This is a genomic window from Pararhizobium capsulatum DSM 1112, from assembly GCF_030814475.1.
GTDB lineage: Bacteria > Pseudomonadota > Alphaproteobacteria > Rhizobiales > Rhizobiaceae > Pararhizobium > Pararhizobium capsulatum.
The window spans coordinates 1,938,193-1,954,647 of the sequence record NZ_JAUSVF010000001.1; the positions used below are offsets into that span (position 1 = coordinate 1,938,193).

A 16,455-nucleotide genomic window follows, 5' to 3' on the forward strand; every position below is an offset into this window, starting at 1 on the left:
GCATGGCATCATTGCAAAATGGACAAGGCCCGCCGGAGCGGGCCTTCATCCTATCATCGGACCTCAGCCGTTGGTAGCCGGACCGTTGGTCGCGGGCGCATCGTCCCCGGGTGCCTGTTCAGCCGGCGCCTGATCGGCAGGTGCCGCCGGAGTGTCGTTTTCGCCTTCGCCGGTCGTATCCTTGCCGCGCAGGCGATCAAGGATGGTGGCATCGGCATTTTCAGGCAGCAGCGCGATCAGCTTGCCGCCGAGATTGTCGAGCAACGGCTTGGATTTCGCCTGCGTTACCCAGAGGGGCTGCTGCTGTGGCGCAACCAGCCAGTTGAAGAACAGCATGGCGACGACCACGAGCAGGACGCCGCGGGCGGCGCCGAAGAGGAAGCCGAGCGTGCGGTCAAGCGCCCCGATACGGCTGTCGATGATGAAATCGGCGATCCGCATGGTGATGAAGGAAATGATGATCAGCGCGACGAGGAAGACGACACCGGCAGAGCCGATCATCGCAACCGTGTCGCTGGTCGTGTACTGCGTCGCATAGGGCAGGAGGTAGGGATAGAGGAAATAGGCGGCAGCCGCAGCGCCGACCCAGCTTGCGACCGACAGAACTTCCCGGGAAAAGCCGCGGACCATTGCCAGGATGGCGGAAAACAGCGCGACGCCGAGAACGATACCGTCGAGAATTGTGATGGGCATATTGACCTACTCCGAACCCGCACCTGAAGCGGCCTCATGTCGATGTGTGCGAACCATATATAACATCCCGAAGCAAGCGTCCCGGGCAGTCATGGCGGTGAACACTGTTTTCACCGGAATTTCGCCGTTTCCGTGTCGAGATCCCGTCAGTATTCCTCGTCTGCCTGCTTCAGCGCCCCCTTCGAGCCGGCAATGCGCGCCACCAGATCCGGGAGGCCTTCCATCTCGCTCCAGCGCAGACCCGTTCCCTTGGGAAGATCCGGCGAAGCCGATGGCAGGACTGCCTGTGAAAAGCCGAGCTTTTCGGCTTCCTTAAGGCGCTGGGCGGTGTGCGCAACCGGCCGAATGGCCCCCGACAGGCTGACCTCGCCGAAATAGACGCAATCGGGAGGAAGGGCAAGACCGGCAAGCGAGGAAACCAGAGCTGACGCCACGGCAAGATCCGCCGCCGGCTCCGTAATCCGATAGCCGCCGGCCACATTCAGGTAAACATCGTGTTGACCGAGCCGTATCCCGCAATGTGCTTCAAGCACTGCGAGGATCATAGACAGGCGTGCGCTGTCCCAGCCGACCACCGCGCGGCGCGGTGTGCCGAGAGAAGTCGGCGCGACCAGCGCCTGGACCTCCACCAGCACCGGGCGGGTGCCTTCCATGCCTGCGAAGACGGCAGCTCCCGGAGCTTTGGCATTGCGCTCACCCAGGAAGAGCTCGGACGGATTGGTGACCTCGCGCAAGCCCTTGTCCGACATTTCGAAGACTCCGATCTCGTCGGTCGGCCCGAAACGGTTCTTGACGGTGCGCAGGATGCGGTAGTGATGCCCGCGATCACCTTCAAAATAAAGGACGGCATCAACCATGTGCTCGACCACGCGCGGACCCGCGATCTGGCCATCCTTGGTAACATGGCCGACGAGGACGACGGTCGCGCCGGTCTGCTTGGCAAAACGGATCATCGCCTGCACGCCGGTCCGGACCTGGGTCACGGTACCGGGCGCCGAATCGACAATGTCGCTCCACAGCGTCTGGATCGAATCGATGATCACCAGGTCCGGCCGCTTGCCTTCACTTAGCGTGGCCAGGATGTCCTCGACATTGGTCTCTGCCGCCAGAAGCACGTCGGTATCTGCAGCACCAAGCCGCTGGGCACGCAGGCGCACCTGCGCCACGGCCTCTTCGCCCGAAACATAGATGACCCGGTGTTTCAGGCGGGATAGGGCGGCGGCCGCCTGCATCAGCACGGTCGACTTGCCGATGCCGGGATCGCCGCCGATCAGCACTGCCGAGCCGCGCACGAAGCCGCCGCCGGTCGCGCGGTCAAGCTCGGAAATTCCGGTCGCAACGCGTGGGGCTTCCTCGATCTCGCCGGAGAGTGTGGTCAGCGCGACGGGACGGCCTTTTTTCGGCGTCTTGCCGGGTCCGCCGCCAATGCCGCCCATCGGATCTTCCTCGACGATGGTATTCCATTGGCCGCAGCCTTCGCATTTGCCAACCCAGCGCGGATGAACCGTGCCGCAGTTCTGGCAAATGAATTGTGTACGGGCTTTCGCCATCAGGTCTCGCTTTCGGAAGGTATTGGAGGAGCCGACGCTCAGTCGTTATGCTTGCCACCGACGATGTCGTTCAGGAGCGCTCCGGGGCTTTCGTATTTGTAGGTGCGTCGGCCGCAATGTCATCGAGGTCCTCTTGAATAAGGCTTTTCAGCTCGATTTCGCGCTGAAGTGACTGAAGGCCGGCATGAATGACGTCGCTTGAATCCTTGTAAAATCCGCCGCGCACTTTCCCCTCGACAAAGCGGCGATCCTCGTCAGTCAGATGAATGTTATTCATTTTTTGATCCCCATTTGTTCTTGTCTACCGGATCGCCGTGGCGCTGCCAAGATCGGTCTGTAGAAAAGTTCAGTCGGCTGGAACATAGGCCCGATCGTACCTGCGCCCGAGGCTGGTCAGCATCTCGTAGCCGATCGTGCCGCCGGCGCGGGCGACATCGTCAATGGCGATGTTCTCGCCGAACAACTCGATATAGTCGCCGGCACGAACGAGATTTTCCGGCAGGTCGGTGACGTCGAACAGGCTGAGATCCATGGTGACCCGGCCGAGATGCGGCACCTTCTGTCCGTGCAGGAAGCCGAAGGCCCCTGAAATGTGCGCCTGCCGCAGCGTTACGCCACCGCCGGAGACGGATCGGTGATAGCCATCGGCATAGCCGATCGCGACGACAGCGACGCGGCTGTCGCGCGAAAACCGCGCAGAGCCACCATAGCTTCCCGTCTGGCCGCTCTTGACGCTGCGGATCTGCAGGATGCGCGCCTCGGCGGTGACGACCGGCTTCATCGGGTTGGGGACGTCATTGACGGCCTCGCCGCCATAAACGGCGATACCCGGGCGGGTGAGGTCGAAATGATAGTCCGGCCCGAGATGCACGCCGGCTGAGTTCGCAAGGCTCATTTCGACGCCCTCGAAGGCATCCGCCACGGCGCGAAAGGCGTCCAGCTGACGGCGGTTCAGCGGATGGGCCTGGTCGTCGGCGCAGGCGAGGTGGCTCATGGCAAGCACCGGCGAGAAGCTTGCCGGCCGGGCCGGATCGTTGGCGAGCGCCAGCGCTTCATCAACCGTCAGGCCAAGCCGGTTCATGCCGGTATCGACATGGAGCGCGCATGGGTATTCGCCGCGTTCGGAAAGGGCGGCCATGAAGAAGGCGAGTTGTTCTTCCGAATTGATGACCGGCACGAGGTCGTTGTTGAAAAACTGCTTCTCATTGCCCGGCCACATGCCAGCCAGCACAAAGATGCGACCCTCGGGCGTGTAGGGACGAAGCTCCACGCCTTCCTCGACGGTCGCGACGAAGAAATCGCGTGCACCAGCCGCGTAGAGCGTTTCTGCTACCGGTTCGAAGCCAATGCCGTAGGCGTCCGCCTTCAGCACCGCTGCCGTGCGCGCTGAACCTGAAAGTTGGGCCATCTTTCGCCAGTTATCCGCAAGGGCTGCAAGATCGATGATCAGGCGATTGGATGCTGCCGAAAAGATGTCGTCCATGCTCGTCAGTGTTCCTCGTACTGCGTGAACGACGGATCGGCGAGATCGGTAAAGCGGGTGAATTCCGCCTGGAAGGCGAGCTTCACGGTGCCGGTCGGCCCGTGACGCTGCTTGGCGATGATCACGTCCGCCGTGCCCTTCACCTTTTCGAACTGCATCTTCCATTCTTCATATTTCGGGTCGAACTCGTCACGCGGTTCCATGTTCTTTACGTAGTATTCCTCACGGAACACGAAAAGCACAACGTCGGCGTCCTGCTCGATCGAGCCGGATTCGCGAAGGTCGGAGAGCTGCGGGCGCTTATCCTCGCGGTTTTCCACCTGACGGGAGAGCTGGGAAAGCGCAATGATCGGCACGTTCAGTTCCTTGCCCAGCGCCTTCAGACCCGTGGTAATCTGGGTGATTTCCTGCACGCGGTTGTCGCTCGACTTGCCAGAGCCGGTCATCAGCTGGATATAGTCCACCACGAGGCAATCGAGGCCGCGCTGGCGCTTCAGGCGTCGGGCACGGGCGGACAGCTGGGCAATCGAGATACCACCGGTCTGGTCGATATAGAGCGGCACCTTCTGCATCATCTGGCTGCAGGCCACGAGCTTTTCGAAATCGGCTTCGGAAATCTCGCCACGGCGAATCTTCGAGGAGGAAACTTCCGTCTGCTCGGAGATGATACGGGTTGCCAGCTGTTCTGACGACATTTCGAGCGAGTAGAAGCCGACGACGCCGCCGTTCCTCGCCTTGAACGAGCCGTCCGCCTGGACCTCCGGCTCGTAGGCTGCGGCGATGTTGTAGGCGATGTTGGTGGCAAGCGAGGTCTTGCCCATGCCGGGACGTCCGGCAAGCACGATTAAGTCGGAGCGCTGCAGACCGCCCATGCGGGCGTCGAGCGAATGAATGCCGGTGGAAATACCAGAGAGCGATCCGTCACGCTCGAAGGCCTGTCCGGCCATGTCGATCGCGAGTGCCACTGCGTCATTGAACGCCTGGAAACCACCATCGTAGCGGCCGGTCTCGGCCAGTTCGAACAGCCGCCGTTCGGCGTCCTCGATCTGGCTTTGCGGCGGCATGTCGAGCGGCGCGTCATAAGCGATGTTGACCATGTCCTCGCCGATGGTGATCAGCGAACGGCGTAGCGCCAGGTCATAGATGGCGCGGCCATAGTCCTCCGCGTTGATGATCGATACGGCTTCGGCGGCAAGACGCGCGAGGTACTGCGCGACGGTCATGTCGCCAACCTTGTCGTCAGCCTTGAGGAAGGTCTTGATCGTCACCGGATTGGCAGTCTTGCCCATGCGGATGATATCGCCGGCCACTTCGAAGATGCGTCGATGCAGCGGCTCCAGCAGATGCACGGGCTTGAGGAAGTCCGAGACGCGGTAGAACGCGTCGTTGTTGACGAGGATGGCGCCCAGCAGCGCCTGTTCCGCTTCAAGGTTGTTCGGCGCCTCGCGATATTGCGGGTCCGACTGATCCTTGGCCATGGGGGCAAGTTTGCGCGCTATCTCGTTCATGGCGATCGTCTCTGTTCCTATCCGTTTACGGCATCGGTTTAGGCTAGTTGCGTCGAGGGTCAAGGCGTTTCGAGATCACTACCGGGACAGGGCGTCCTGCGACACCGGCTTTTCCCGATGTCCACAGGGTGTACTCTCGCAAACCGGAAGCCTGAAATTTTCCATTGACCCCCGCGCTCCTTTGAGTCCCGGCGGCAATCTCAAGCCTACCATGCCCGGCAGCCACCCCGGAAGATTTCTCATAGCTGCCAACCGAAATTGACAGGTTGAAAATTTGAGGAGGTTGAACTAAGTAGGAGCATAATAATTAGCAAGCTAGTAATATGTAAAAGGTATGAAATGCCGGATGTCGCCACCGATCGTGATCTCTTCGACGCCCTTGCGAACGTCAATCGCAAGCTGCGCGTGCTTTTTGATGCGCGGGTGAAGGAAACCGGTTTGACACTGTCGCGGGCGAGGGTGCTGTTCACCTTGCTGCGGCGCGACGGGCTCAATCAGCGAGACCTTGCCGAAGAACTTGGCATCGAGACGCCGACCACCGTGCGCCTGCTCGACGGAATGGAGAAGCAAGGTTTTCTGGAAAGGAGAACCGAAGCAACGGACCGCCGCGCCAAGCGCATCCATCTGACGCCGCATGGTCGACAAAGCGCTGAGGAAATCGAGGAACTGGCACGCCAGATTCGCATTGATGTTCTTGAAGGCATCGGGACGGCCGAAAAGCAGGCCACGCTGAAGGTCGTCAACACCATCGTCGATAACATCATGCAACAGATCGGCAAGGACTGAAGCCGTCATGAACGCCCTCCCACGCCCGTTGGAAAAGGAAGCCCAGCCTCTCATTGAAGAGGCGGATACTCCGGAGAGCTTCGCCCCGTCCGGCGAACCCAGTCCACCCGCACAGTCTACGCCTCCAGTACCGGTTTTGCATTCGCCACCCCGCGCCGCCCTCTACATCTTCACGTCGGTCCTCATGGCCCTGACGCAGGGGCTCGGCATGAACCTCATGTCGGCCAATATCTATCAGTTGCAGGGTTCTCTCTCTGCCACCGTCAACGAACTCGCCTGGCTGTCGGCCGTTTACCTTGCCCCCTATGCCAGCATGTCGATCGCGCTGTTCAAGATCCGGACGCAATATGGCCTGCGGCCCTTCGCGGAGTTCGGTATCGCCTGTTTTGCGGTTGCAACCATCGCCAATCTCTTTGTCTCCGACTTCCATTCGGCGCTCGTCGTGCGCTTCATCAGCGGCATGGCGGCAGCACCGCTATCGACCATTGGCTTCCTCTACATGCTGGAAGCGTTCCCGCCGGAAAAGAAGCTGACGCTGGGTCTGAGCCTGTCCTTGACGAACACGCTGCTTGCCGCGCCGCTCGCCCGCATCATTTCGCCGAGCCTGATCGAGTTTGGCGGCTGGCATGCGCTTTATACCTTCGAGATGGCTTTGGCGCTGATCGCGCTGCCGTTTATCTACCTCCTGCCGATTACCGCGCCGCCACGGGTCAAGGTGATCCAGAAGATGGACATTCTGAGTTACTTCATACTGGCGACCGCCTTTGGCTGTCTTGCCGTTTTCCTGACGCTTGGGCGGCTTTACTGGTGGTTCGAAGCGCCGTGGCTCGGCGTGCTGCTCGCGTGCGGGATCGGCCTGCTGACGCTGTTCGGCGTGATCGAACTGCAGCGCGCCTCGCCGCTCATCGATCTGCGGTGGGTGTTCAGCTGGCCCAACCTGCATATGGCCGCCGTGCTCATCGTCTTCCGTACGGTCGCCTCCGAGCAGTCCACGACGGCCGCCAACTTCTTCATGCAGATCGGCCTTATCAACGACCAGACCACAACGCTCTATACTGTCATCCTCTGCGCCTCGATTGCGGGCGGCTTGTTCTGCGCCCTGTTGATGACCACCCGTCACGTGGACCTTGCCCATATCCTGGCGCTGATCCTCATCGGTACCGGGGCTTTTATGGACAGCAATTCAACAGCGCTGACGCGGCCTGAACAGATGTATCTAAGCCAGGCCATGGTCGCGGCCGGCGCTGCCATGTTCCTGCCGCCGGCGATGGCTGCGGGATTGAAGACGGTTTTTGCCAAGGGCATGCCCTATATCGTCAACTTCCTGGTGATCTTCCTGTTCACGCAGAGCATCGGCGGCTCCATGGCATCGGCCGCGCTCGGCACGTTCGTCACGCTCCGGGAAAAGTTTCATTCCAGCGTGCTCGTCGAAAAGATCGTGATGAGCGATCCGCTGGTGGCGCAGCGTGTTTCGCAGCTTGCCGGCTCCTACGGCAAGGTGATGACCGACAAGTCGCTTCTGAATGCCGAAGGCCTGACCCTGCTTGGCCAGCAGGTCAGCCGTGAGGCCTATGTCATGGCTTACAACGATACCTTCCTGATGATCGCCATCGTGTCGGCGGTGTCGCTCTTCTTCCTTCTCGCGCATCTAGGCTGGCGGTCCGTCGCTGCCCGATGGAAGACCCCGGATGGGGTCACTGTCGCCGCGCAATCCTGATCAAACCACGAGTCCGAGACAATGCTGAAAGCCCTTCGTTCACCCGCTACGCTCATTACGCTGATTGCCGGCATTGCCGGCGTCTTTCTGGCGCTTTACGCTTGGCGCCTGCCACCCTTTGCGACATCGGTCGAAACCACTGACAACGCCTACGTGCGCGGCATGGTGACGACGATGAGCCCGCAGGTCAGCGGCTATGTCGTCGAAGTGCCGGTCAAGGACTATCAGGCGGTGAAGCAGGGTGATCTGCTCGTGCGGGTGGACGATCGGACCTATGTCCAGAAACTTGCACAGACGCAGGCGTCGTTGGAGGCGCAGAAGGCCACCTTGGCCAGTTCCCACCAGCAGGAGCTTTCCGCCAAGGCCAACATCACTGCGGCGGAAGCGCAGGTCGCAGGCAGCCGTGCCGCTGAAAAGCGCTCCGAATTGGCATGGAACCGCATCCAGGGCCTCAACGCCCGTAACATTGCCCCCACAAGCGATGTGGAGGAGGCGCGTGCGACGCTAGATCAGGCGAAGGCGACGGTTGCCCAGCACGAGGCGGCACTTGATGTCGCAAGACAGAGCCTGCAAACGATCCTCGTCAACCGGGCTTCCCTTGAAGCAGCCGTTTCCGGGGCGGAAGCGACTGTCGAGCTGGCGAAGATCGATCTCGGCAATACCCGGATCGTTGCGCCGCGTGATGGCCATGTCGGCGAAGTCGGCGCGCGCCTTGGGCAGTATGTCACCGCCGGCACCCAGCTTCTCGCGGTCGTGCCGAAAGATCTCTGGATTGTCGCAAATTTCAAGGAAACCCAGCTCGACGGCATGCAGATCGGTCAGCCGGTCACCTTTACGGTGGATGCCTTGAAGGGCAGGGAGGTCAGGGGACACATCGAACGTTTCTCACCGGCCGCCGGCTCCGAATTCAGCATCATCAAGGCAGACAATGCCACCGGCAACTTCACCAAGATCGCCCAGCGTGTCGGCGTGCGCGTGTCGATCGATCCCGGCCAGGAATTGAGCGAGCGGCTGTCGCCGGGTCTGTCGGTAATCGTACGCATCGACAAGTCGGCTGAGCCATCGAGGTAACGTGGCCCAGAAGTTTAGAGTTTGTCAGGGAAAAGTGGGAACCGGTTTTCCCGAAAAGACAAACGAAAACAAAAGAATCTAGAGAATGTCTGGTTCAATCTGAACCAGACATTCTCTAACGAAAAAAGCCCGGAACGATTTCTCGATCCGGGCTTTTCATTGAATATCGGCTGAAACGCCGGACGAAGATTATTCTTCGTCTGCGTCGAATTCAGCTTCCGGGTTGAAGAAGTCTTCCGGCTTCAGGGCATCTTCGTCAACGCCGTAGATGGCGTCGGCGGAAGTCAGGCTTTCGCCCTTTTCCTGGCGCTCTGCTTCGTCAGCCGAACGGGCAACGTTCATGTTGATCGAGATTTCAACTTCCGAGTGGAGGTGCAGAACCACCTTGTGCAGGCCGATGGTCTTGATCGGGTTGTTGAGGTCGACCTGGTTGCGGCCGATGTTGAAGCCTTCGGCAGCCAGTGCATCGACGATATCGCGAGCAGCGACCGAACCGTAGAGTTGACCGGTTTCGCCGGCCGAGCGAACGACGATGAACGTCTTGCCGTCGAGGGTTTCAGCAACGCCCTGGGCTTCCGACTTGCGCTCGAGGTTACGGGCTTCGAGCGTTGCACGCTCAGCTTCGAAACGCTTCTTGTTGGCTTCGTTGGCGCGCAGCGCCTTGCCGAGCGGCAGGAGGTAGTTACGGGCAAAGCCGTCGCGAACCTTTACGGTTTCGCCCATCTGGCCAAGCTTGGCAACGCGTTCGAGAAGAATGACTTGCATCGGTATTTCCTTTCAAGTTGATGTTTCAGGTGTCTTTGGTTTCAGTCGTTTTCCCTGTCGGCGACAGCGCAATGGCGCGTCGCGTGTCCATCAGGCCCGACAGGAGAAAGAAGAGCGCCGGTATCGTGAAAAGCACGACCGACAGATATCCGATCCACAGCACCGGCAGTCGCCATGACTTGCCGCGTGTACGGAAATGGAAAACGGCAAAGCCGGAGAGGAGAAAACCCGCTCCGAATGTACCGCAAACGAGGGCGCCGAGCGCGCCGATCGTGCCGCCGACGAAGCACAGCAGCAAGCCGCCGAGGAAGGCGAAGATCGCATAGCGATGCATGCGAAGCGTCGAGGGCATGTCCTCGCGCGGGCGAAGGTTGTTGCGGGCGATCTGCGTGACGCGGGTCGCGATATAATAGGCAGCAAACAGCATCAGCATCCAGACCGCGCCCTGGATCAGCGGCAAGGCCACGGAAAACACGGCCTTGAACTGGGCAATGGCGGTCGCATCCGGGTCGTAGAGCGGTTCCTGGGCCTTCAGCGCCTGAAGCACGAGATCGACCATGCGATCCGACATCGACTGGTCATAGCCGACGATGACGCCGACGACGATCATGCCGATCGTCACCAGCAGCGCAAGCTGGGTCAGGATGTCCGAGAGCGGATACCATGCCATCGCGTTTTCCGGGCCGCCAAGCTCGGAAGCCGGGCGTGCGAGATTGGCGAGGTGGCTGAGCCACGCTGCCGGGATGAGCGTGATGACGAGAATGAGAAGAGCGAAATAGGGCGAGACCAGCACGGAACCGGTGAGCCCTGCTACGACGACAGCGGCAATGGCGGCGAGATTGCCCCAGCCGAGGCCGGCAATCAGGATCGGAAGCGCGGATCCGGCGTAGAGCACGATCGCAAACGACGACTGCGTGTTCGCGCCAAGCGAAAGCAAGGCGGCGGTCACACCGGCGAGAGCGCCGATCAGCAGTGATGTCGAATTCACGGTCTTCACGTTCGCTGTCCTGCTATCAAGCAGTTAGAGGCGTTCCCTGAGAAAATGATTCAAGGACTGCGCCCCAACATGGGTTTTAAGCGCGCTATGCGCCGGCTTGCCGATCCGCGCCCAACGCGGAAGGGAAAAAGGTGAGGCGATGCCATCTGGCGCTCGCCTCACCTCAGAGCGGTTTCCGCAGAGTCAGAAGACTGCCGCAGAGTCAGTCCTTAGGACATGACGTAGGGCAGCAGGCCGAGGAAACGGGCGCGCTTGATCGCCTGGGCGAGTTCGCGCTGCTTCTTCTGGGAAACGGCCGTGATGCGGGAAGGAACGATCTTGCCGCGCTCGGAAATGTAGCGCTGCAGGAGACGGATGTCCTTGTAGTCGATCCGCGGAGCGTTTGCACCCGAGAAGGGGCAGGTCTTGCGGCGACGATGGAACGGGCGGCGTGCCGGAGCGGAGGAAATATCAGCCATTGTTTTTTCTCCTAAACCTTATGCACGGTCTTCGCGCGGACGGCGCGGACGGTCTTCGCGGTCACCACGGTCCGGACGCGGACCACGATCGCCGAAGCTGCGCTCCGGACGGTCGCCATCACGACGCGGACGGTCGTCACGGTCGCGCTTCTGCATCATTGCAGACGGGCCATCTTCGTGCTTCTCGACAGCGATGGTCATGTAACGAAGAACGTCTTCGTTGATGCGCATCTGACGCTCGACTTCATGAACGGCCGGTGCCGGAGCATCGATGTCCATGAGAACGTAGTGAGCCTTGCGGTTCTTGCTGATGCGGTAGGTCAGGGACTTGAGGCCCCAGTTCTCTACGCGACCAACCTTGCCGCCGTTGGCTTCGATAACACCCTTGTACTGTTCGACGAGGGCGTCGACCTGCTGGGCGGAAATATCCTGCCGAGCAAGGAATACGTGTTCATAAAGAGCCATAGTGGCTTGCCTTTCTTGCGTTAAACGTCACCCGGAAATCGGCGGCTAAGCCTCAACGACTGTTCTTAGTGGCCCGTGAGAGCCGGCAAGAAAGTGTTGTTTCGAGACGGTCGAGAGCGGAGACACGGGAGGCTGGACCCCTTTGGTCCTGACAGGTTTCTTATCGGGAAACCGGCCCTCCGTTCAGCCACCAGCCAGAAGACCGGGTGTTTCGAACACGGCGGCTTATACGGATTTTTGCCCGGATAGCAAGGGGTGAGGGGAAAATAAGGACCTCAGAGCCGCGCGGGCTTCGAGGTTCTGACCGTCACGGCGCTTTCGATGACGCTTGTGCGAAACCGGGCAGCCGGCTCAGGCCGTCCCACATGGTAACCCTGAACCTGGTCTATCCTGAACTTGTGCATCAGCGAGAGCTGGCTGTCGGTTTCCACGCCCTCCACAAGGATTTTGTGGCCGCGGTTGCGCACCAGGCTGATGATGTCCTGCAGCATCGCCTTGCCCCGCTCCGTGTTGCAGTCATGGAGGAATGAGCGGTCGATCTTCACGGTGTCGAAGTCGATGAGCCGCAGCCATGACAGGCCGGCAAAGCCGGTTCCGAAGTCGTCGAGCCAGATCCGGATGCCGAGCATCTTCAGGTCGCTGATGCAGCGCAGGATGTCCGAATTCATCTCCATTTCGAGACCTTCAGTGATCTCGAAGGCCAACCTGCCGCCGGCAACCCCGGTTTCACCGAGGACGGCGGCAATGGAGGCGGCAAAGCCCGGTGTCTTCAATTGAATGGGAGAGACATTGACGCTTGCAACCGGAACGAGACTGTTCGCCAGAACCTCCTTGCACACCGTTTTGACTGCCCAGCGTCCCAATTCGAGAATCGCACCGGTTCTTTCCGCGATCGGAATGAAAAGACTGGGTGGAACAGAGGTTCCGTCCAGCATCTTGAGGCGCATCAGCGCTTCAGCCGCGTCAATCCGGCCCGAACTGAGATTGCGGATAGGCTGGTAGACCATGGAAACCAGGTTCTGGTCGATCGCGATCTTCAGCAGTGCCGCGATGTTTTCGCTTTCGTCGCTGCTCTGCGGATCGTTCGGATCGAAGAGCTTGGCACAGTTGCGGCCACTCGCCTTGGCGGCATAGAGCGCCCGGTCGGCTTCGTGAATGATCTTTTCCAGCTTGGTGCCCGACTGGTTGCGGGTGAAGGAGGCGCCGATGCTGACGGTGACGATGGACGTACCATCCCGCCGCTGGCCGTGCGCCAACGCCATGCCTTCGACGGTGCGGCAGATAACGTCGGCAAGTTCGCCCGCCTGCTCGCGCCTGTCGAGACGCGCAAGAACGATGAATTCCTCGCCGCCGTAACGTCCGATGGTGGCATTGTGGGGCGAGATCGCGTCACTCAGTCCGTTGGCAACCCGCACGAGGCAGCGGTCGCCTTCCTGGTGCCCGTAGCAATCATTGTAGCGTTTGAAGAAATCGACATCGATGAGGAGAACGGCGAAGTTGCGCCCGTATTTCTGCCAGCCTTCCCAGCAGCCGCGCAGCCGGTTGTCGATGGCGCGACGGTTTTCAAGGCCGGTCAGCGGATCGGTGTTCGAAAGTCTCAGCAGCGCCTTGCCGCGTTCCGCGGCTTCGTTCTGCTGGAACCGTGCCTCAAGCGCGTTGAGGAAGACCTTGTAGCGCTCCTTGTTGAGCTTGAAATTCACATAGGACGTAAAAATCAGGCAGGAAACGCAGAATGCCCCGAAGGTCAGCTTATAGATCAGCGCCATCGGCGGAAACGTTACAAGCGCAGCCAGGAAGATCAGCATCATCGTCCCCGAGGCGAGGATCGCCAGCCGGAACTGGAAGCTGAAGAAGAGGTTGACGCTCATCATGAAGATCGCGCCGAACACCATGTAATAGGAAATAGCCTGCGTATCCGCCGTCATCAGGGCAGTGCAAAGCCAGCCGAGATAGGCGAGCACGACAGCCGTGGCCGAAGTGGCGTCAATCACATCGGCGCTGGTCCTCAGGCGAAGTTGAATTTCGATGGTCGAGACAGCAAGGATACCGACCACGAAACGGGCGAGGATCGTGTAGATCGCCACGTCAGGAACGAGCAGAAGGTCCGTCAACGAATAGAGCAGGTAGGCAGCGACGGCGATCCACAGGCCCTGCCGCGTGGCACGCTTGCGCGTGTCTTCGCTCTCCTCGCGATAGAGCGTGCGCAGTTCTTCGGACGCCGGTTTCGGCGGCTCGTGTTGGAGATCGGTCTCAACGTCGGCCAGCGTGTGCCTCATGCACCATCCATTGCGTTGCGTCGTGCTTTCCAGAGCGAGGTTCATTCCTGCAACCGGCAGTCATGTGGAACGCCCAAGCGCCTTGAAACGCCTGACAACCTATCAGGGCGGCAAAGCGCATCAGGGCACCATAGGCGATCTGCATTAAGTTTCTCTAAATTCAACAAACCCCCAGATTTTATGGGGAGTTAACCATATACAACGAAAATCTGTGCCATAGCTGGAACTACGCGCAATCTTACGCATAATGTTAATATTCCAGTAACGAAAGAGGTTCGCGTGTCACAGCTCCAGATTGCTCTCGACGGCCATAGTCTTATTACACCCCAAGCTATTACATCCGAACTGTCTTCTTCCAAAACAAATCGTCACGAAGAGCTGCTGCCGACAGCAAAGGCAGAGCTGGCTCTTGTCATGCGTATTGCGACGCAGCGGATCGACGAGGGACGGGATCCGGCGCAAGCCGTAAAATGGCTTATCGGCGCGCTTCATGATGTCCGGCGCAAATATGAGCCCAGCATCTGGCATGAACTCATCCCGATCGTGCAGGAACATTCCTCGGCAAAGATCTTCCAGCAGGATCCGTTCACGCGCTGGTCGTTCGAGAAGCCGCGTGGCTATTCCGGCGATGCAAGCCTGATCGACTTTATTTACGGCCATCCGGCCGTTGCCCACGAAGTTGAAAAATCGACGCCGCTGGGGCTTGGTATCTATGAATACACCCGCAACGCGCCGGGTCCGGTTGCCGTCAGGGAGCGCCGCGATATTCTGACGTGGCACGTCGATGAACTTGCCGCCGAAAAGGGCGCCGAAACCGAGATATTGACCATCGCTGCCGGCCATCTGCGTGAAGCCGACAATTCCGTTGCGCTCAAGCAGGGTGGAATAAAGCGCTGGGTCGCCCTCGATCAGGATCCGATCAGCATCGGCTCGATCACCAGGGATTTCCAGGGCACCTGCATCGAGGCGATCGACGGTTCCGTCCGTGGACTCCTGAGCAAGAAGCACCAGCTGGGCACGTTCGATTTCATCTATGCGGCCGGTCTCTACGACTATCTGAACGACAAGGTGGCGATCAAGCTGACGCAGACCTGCATGGACATGCTGAAGCCTGGCGGCGTTTTCCTGTTCGCCAACTTCGCCGACGAGATGGTCGATGACGGCTATATGGAATCCTACATGAACTGGGCGTTGTTGCTCCGCTCCGAAGCGGACATGTGGCGCGTCGTCAACTCCAGCGTCGAGCGCAACAGCGTCGAGGCGAAAGTCTGGTTCGGGGAAAACCGGAATATCGTGTACGGCACGATCCGGAAGAACGCCTGATATCAAAGCGGGAAACGACAGCCGGAAACGACAATGGCCCGCCAATCGGCGGGCCATTGTTATATGCGAGACTGTTCGATCCGTAATTTCGACGGGTATCGTCTCTCAGATTGGCATCGGATACGCGCGGAAGATTTTGCCGATGCCGGACATGACTTCCTTGGAAAGCTGCACATCCGCCGCGGCGATATTGTCCTTCAGCTGAGCCATCGATGTCGCGCCGATGATGACCGAAGCCATGAAAGGACGCGTCAGGCAGAAGGCCAGCGCCATCTGCGACGGATCGATGCCGTGTTGGCGCGCAAGGTCGATATAGGCGGAGACGGCTGGTTCCTGGTGCGGGGTGTAACGCCCGCCGAGATCGCCATTGATTGTCAGGCGCGTACCGGCTGGCTTGCTGCCATCGAGATACTTGCCGGACAACAGGCCGGCGGCGAGGGGTGAATAGGCGAGAAGCCCGACATCTTCGTGATGGGAGAGTTCCGCAAGGTCGAGGTCGTAGCTGCGATAGAGAAGATTGTATTCGTTCTGGATCGAAGCGACGCGCGGCAGGCTATGTTTCTCGGCAAGATTGAGCAGGCGATGCGCCCCCCAGGCCGTGTCATTGGAAAGGCCGATGGCGCGGATCTTGCCGGCACGCACCTGTTTTCCCAAAGCTTCGAGAATGGCGAGCAGTTCGGCGGCGACTTTTTCGCGATCTTGCTTGGACGGATTGTAGGTCCAGGAATTGCGGAAGTGATAGTGGCCACGATTCGGCCAGTGCAACTGGTAGAGATCGACATAGTCAGTCTTCAAGCGCTTCAGGCTTGCGTCGAGCGCAGTCTCGATTGCTTCCGGCGTGATCGGTCCACCGCCGCGGATATAATCGCGGCCGGGGCCGGCGATCTTGGTCGCGACCACCACGTCATCGCGCCGACCGCGCTTTTCGAGCCAGTTGCCGATGATGCGCTCGGTATTCCCGTAGGTTTCCACAGACAGCGGCGTGGTCGGATAAAGCTCCGCCGTATCGAAAAAGTTCACGCCCTCTGAGACCGCGTAGTCAAGTTGTTCATGGGCGTCGGCCTCGGTATTCTGCGACCCCCAGGTCATGGTGCCCAGGCAGATTTCGGAGACCTGGATATCGGCAGAGCCGAGCGACTTGTATTGCATCGGGAGAATGACCTCTGGTTTGGAGACGGCGCCGGCGCGGTCCTGAAGAGGCAGCGTGGTCAGCCGGGAAGATGATGATATGAAGCCGGCCGGCAGCCTTTAGGGATGAGGCGCGGCGGCAGGGTGTGCGGCGCAAACTTAAGCCCCCGCGAGCCAAGTTCAAGCCGAATTTGCGGGGCAGAGGCATTTCGTTGATGTCTGCCAAGCCTTGACT

Annotated in this window: 15 protein-coding genes; 4 read left to right on the forward strand and 11 right to left on the reverse strand. The window is 59.9% G+C overall.

Annotated elements, in window-relative coordinates; all coding sequences use genetic code 11:
- Window positions 1–63: 63 nt before the first annotated feature.
- From QO002_RS09305 to QO002_RS09325, 5 genes are all read right to left on the reverse strand, one after another.
- Window positions 64–693 (reverse strand): CvpA family protein, encoded by a 630-nt coding sequence (locus QO002_RS09305; RefSeq protein ID WP_307228890.1) that lies wholly within the window; start codon window positions 691–693, stop codon window positions 64–66.
- 146 nt (window positions 694–839) lie between these two features.
- Complete coding sequence (gene radA, locus QO002_RS09310) at window positions 840–2,243, reverse strand: DNA repair protein RadA (protein ID WP_307228892.1); 1,404 nt, start codon at window positions 2,241–2,243, stop codon at window positions 840–842.
- A gap of 70 nt (window positions 2,244–2,313) precedes the next feature.
- Window positions 2,314–2,520, reverse strand: coding sequence for a type II toxin-antitoxin system ParD family antitoxin (locus tag QO002_RS09315; protein WP_307228895.1), 207 nt, complete (start codon window positions 2,518–2,520; stop codon window positions 2,314–2,316).
- Between the two features lie 69 nt (window positions 2,521–2,589).
- On the reverse strand, window positions 2,590–3,726 hold the full coding sequence (gene alr, locus QO002_RS09320) for an alanine racemase (RefSeq protein WP_307228898.1): 1,137 nt from the start codon (window positions 3,724–3,726) through the stop codon (window positions 2,590–2,592).
- A gap of 5 nt (window positions 3,727–3,731) precedes the next feature.
- Window positions 3,732–5,234: a replicative DNA helicase gene (locus QO002_RS09325; RefSeq protein ID WP_307228900.1), complete on the reverse strand. Its 1,503-nt coding sequence runs from the start codon at window positions 5,232–5,234 to the stop codon at window positions 3,732–3,734.
- A gap of 339 nt (window positions 5,235–5,573) precedes the next feature.
- Here QO002_RS09325 and QO002_RS09330 point away from each other — a divergent pair, with 339 nt between their 5' ends.
- The 3 genes from QO002_RS09330 to QO002_RS09340 are packed head-to-tail and all read left to right on the forward strand — an operon-like array spanning window position 5,574 to window position 8,808.
- Window positions 5,574–6,020: a MarR family winged helix-turn-helix transcriptional regulator gene (locus QO002_RS09330; protein WP_307228903.1), complete on the forward strand. Its 447-nt coding sequence runs from the start codon at window positions 5,574–5,576 to the stop codon at window positions 6,018–6,020.
- A 7-nt stretch (window positions 6,021–6,027) separates the two neighbouring features.
- On the forward strand, window positions 6,028–7,737 hold the full coding sequence (locus QO002_RS09335; RefSeq protein WP_370878472.1) for an MFS transporter: 1,710 nt from the start codon (window positions 6,028–6,030) through the stop codon (window positions 7,735–7,737).
- Window positions 7,738–7,758: 21 nt separating this feature from the next.
- Window positions 7,759–8,808 (forward strand): HlyD family secretion protein, encoded by a 1,050-nt coding sequence (locus QO002_RS09340; RefSeq protein WP_307228905.1) that lies wholly within the window; start codon window positions 7,759–7,761, stop codon window positions 8,806–8,808.
- A gap of 189 nt (window positions 8,809–8,997) precedes the next feature.
- On the opposite strand, the gene rplI is transcribed toward QO002_RS09340, so the two are convergent.
- The 5 genes from rplI to QO002_RS09365 all read right to left on the reverse strand — a co-directional run bounded on the left by rplI (window position 8,998) and on the right by QO002_RS09365 (window position 13,769).
- Complete coding sequence (gene rplI, locus QO002_RS09345) at window positions 8,998–9,573, reverse strand: 50S ribosomal protein L9 (RefSeq protein WP_307228907.1); 576 nt, start codon at window positions 9,571–9,573, stop codon at window positions 8,998–9,000.
- A 25-nt stretch (window positions 9,574–9,598) separates the two neighbouring features.
- Window positions 9,599–10,570 carry a DUF2232 domain-containing protein gene (locus tag QO002_RS09350; RefSeq protein WP_307228909.1) on the reverse strand — a complete coding sequence of 324 codons (972 nt, stop codon included), beginning with the start codon at window positions 10,568–10,570 and terminating at the stop codon, window positions 9,599–9,601.
- Window positions 10,571–10,779: 209 nt separating this feature from the next.
- Window positions 10,780–11,028, reverse strand: a complete 249-nt coding sequence (gene rpsR, locus QO002_RS09355) for a 30S ribosomal protein S18 (protein ID WP_307228911.1) — start codon at window positions 11,026–11,028, stop codon at window positions 10,780–10,782.
- An 18-nt stretch (window positions 11,029–11,046) separates the two neighbouring features.
- Window positions 11,047–11,493, reverse strand: coding sequence for a 30S ribosomal protein S6 (gene rpsF, locus QO002_RS09360; RefSeq protein WP_307228913.1), 447 nt, complete (start codon window positions 11,491–11,493; stop codon window positions 11,047–11,049).
- Window positions 11,494–11,768: 275 nt separating this feature from the next.
- Window positions 11,769–13,769 carry a putative bifunctional diguanylate cyclase/phosphodiesterase gene (locus QO002_RS09365; protein WP_307228915.1) on the reverse strand — a complete coding sequence of 667 codons (2,001 nt, stop codon included), beginning with the start codon at window positions 13,767–13,769 and terminating at the stop codon, window positions 11,769–11,771.
- A 279-nt stretch (window positions 13,770–14,048) separates the two neighbouring features.
- On the opposite strand from QO002_RS09365, the gene QO002_RS09370 reads away from it, so the two are divergent.
- Window positions 14,049–15,092, forward strand: coding sequence for a class I SAM-dependent methyltransferase (locus tag QO002_RS09370; protein WP_307228917.1), 1,044 nt, complete (start codon window positions 14,049–14,051; stop codon window positions 15,090–15,092).
- Window positions 15,093–15,197: 105 nt separating this feature from the next.
- On the opposite strand, the gene QO002_RS09375 is transcribed toward QO002_RS09370, so the two are convergent.
- Complete coding sequence (locus QO002_RS09375) at window positions 15,198–16,241, reverse strand: aldo/keto reductase (RefSeq protein ID WP_307228919.1); 1,044 nt, start codon at window positions 16,239–16,241, stop codon at window positions 15,198–15,200.
- Window positions 16,242–16,455 lie beyond the last annotated feature (214 nt).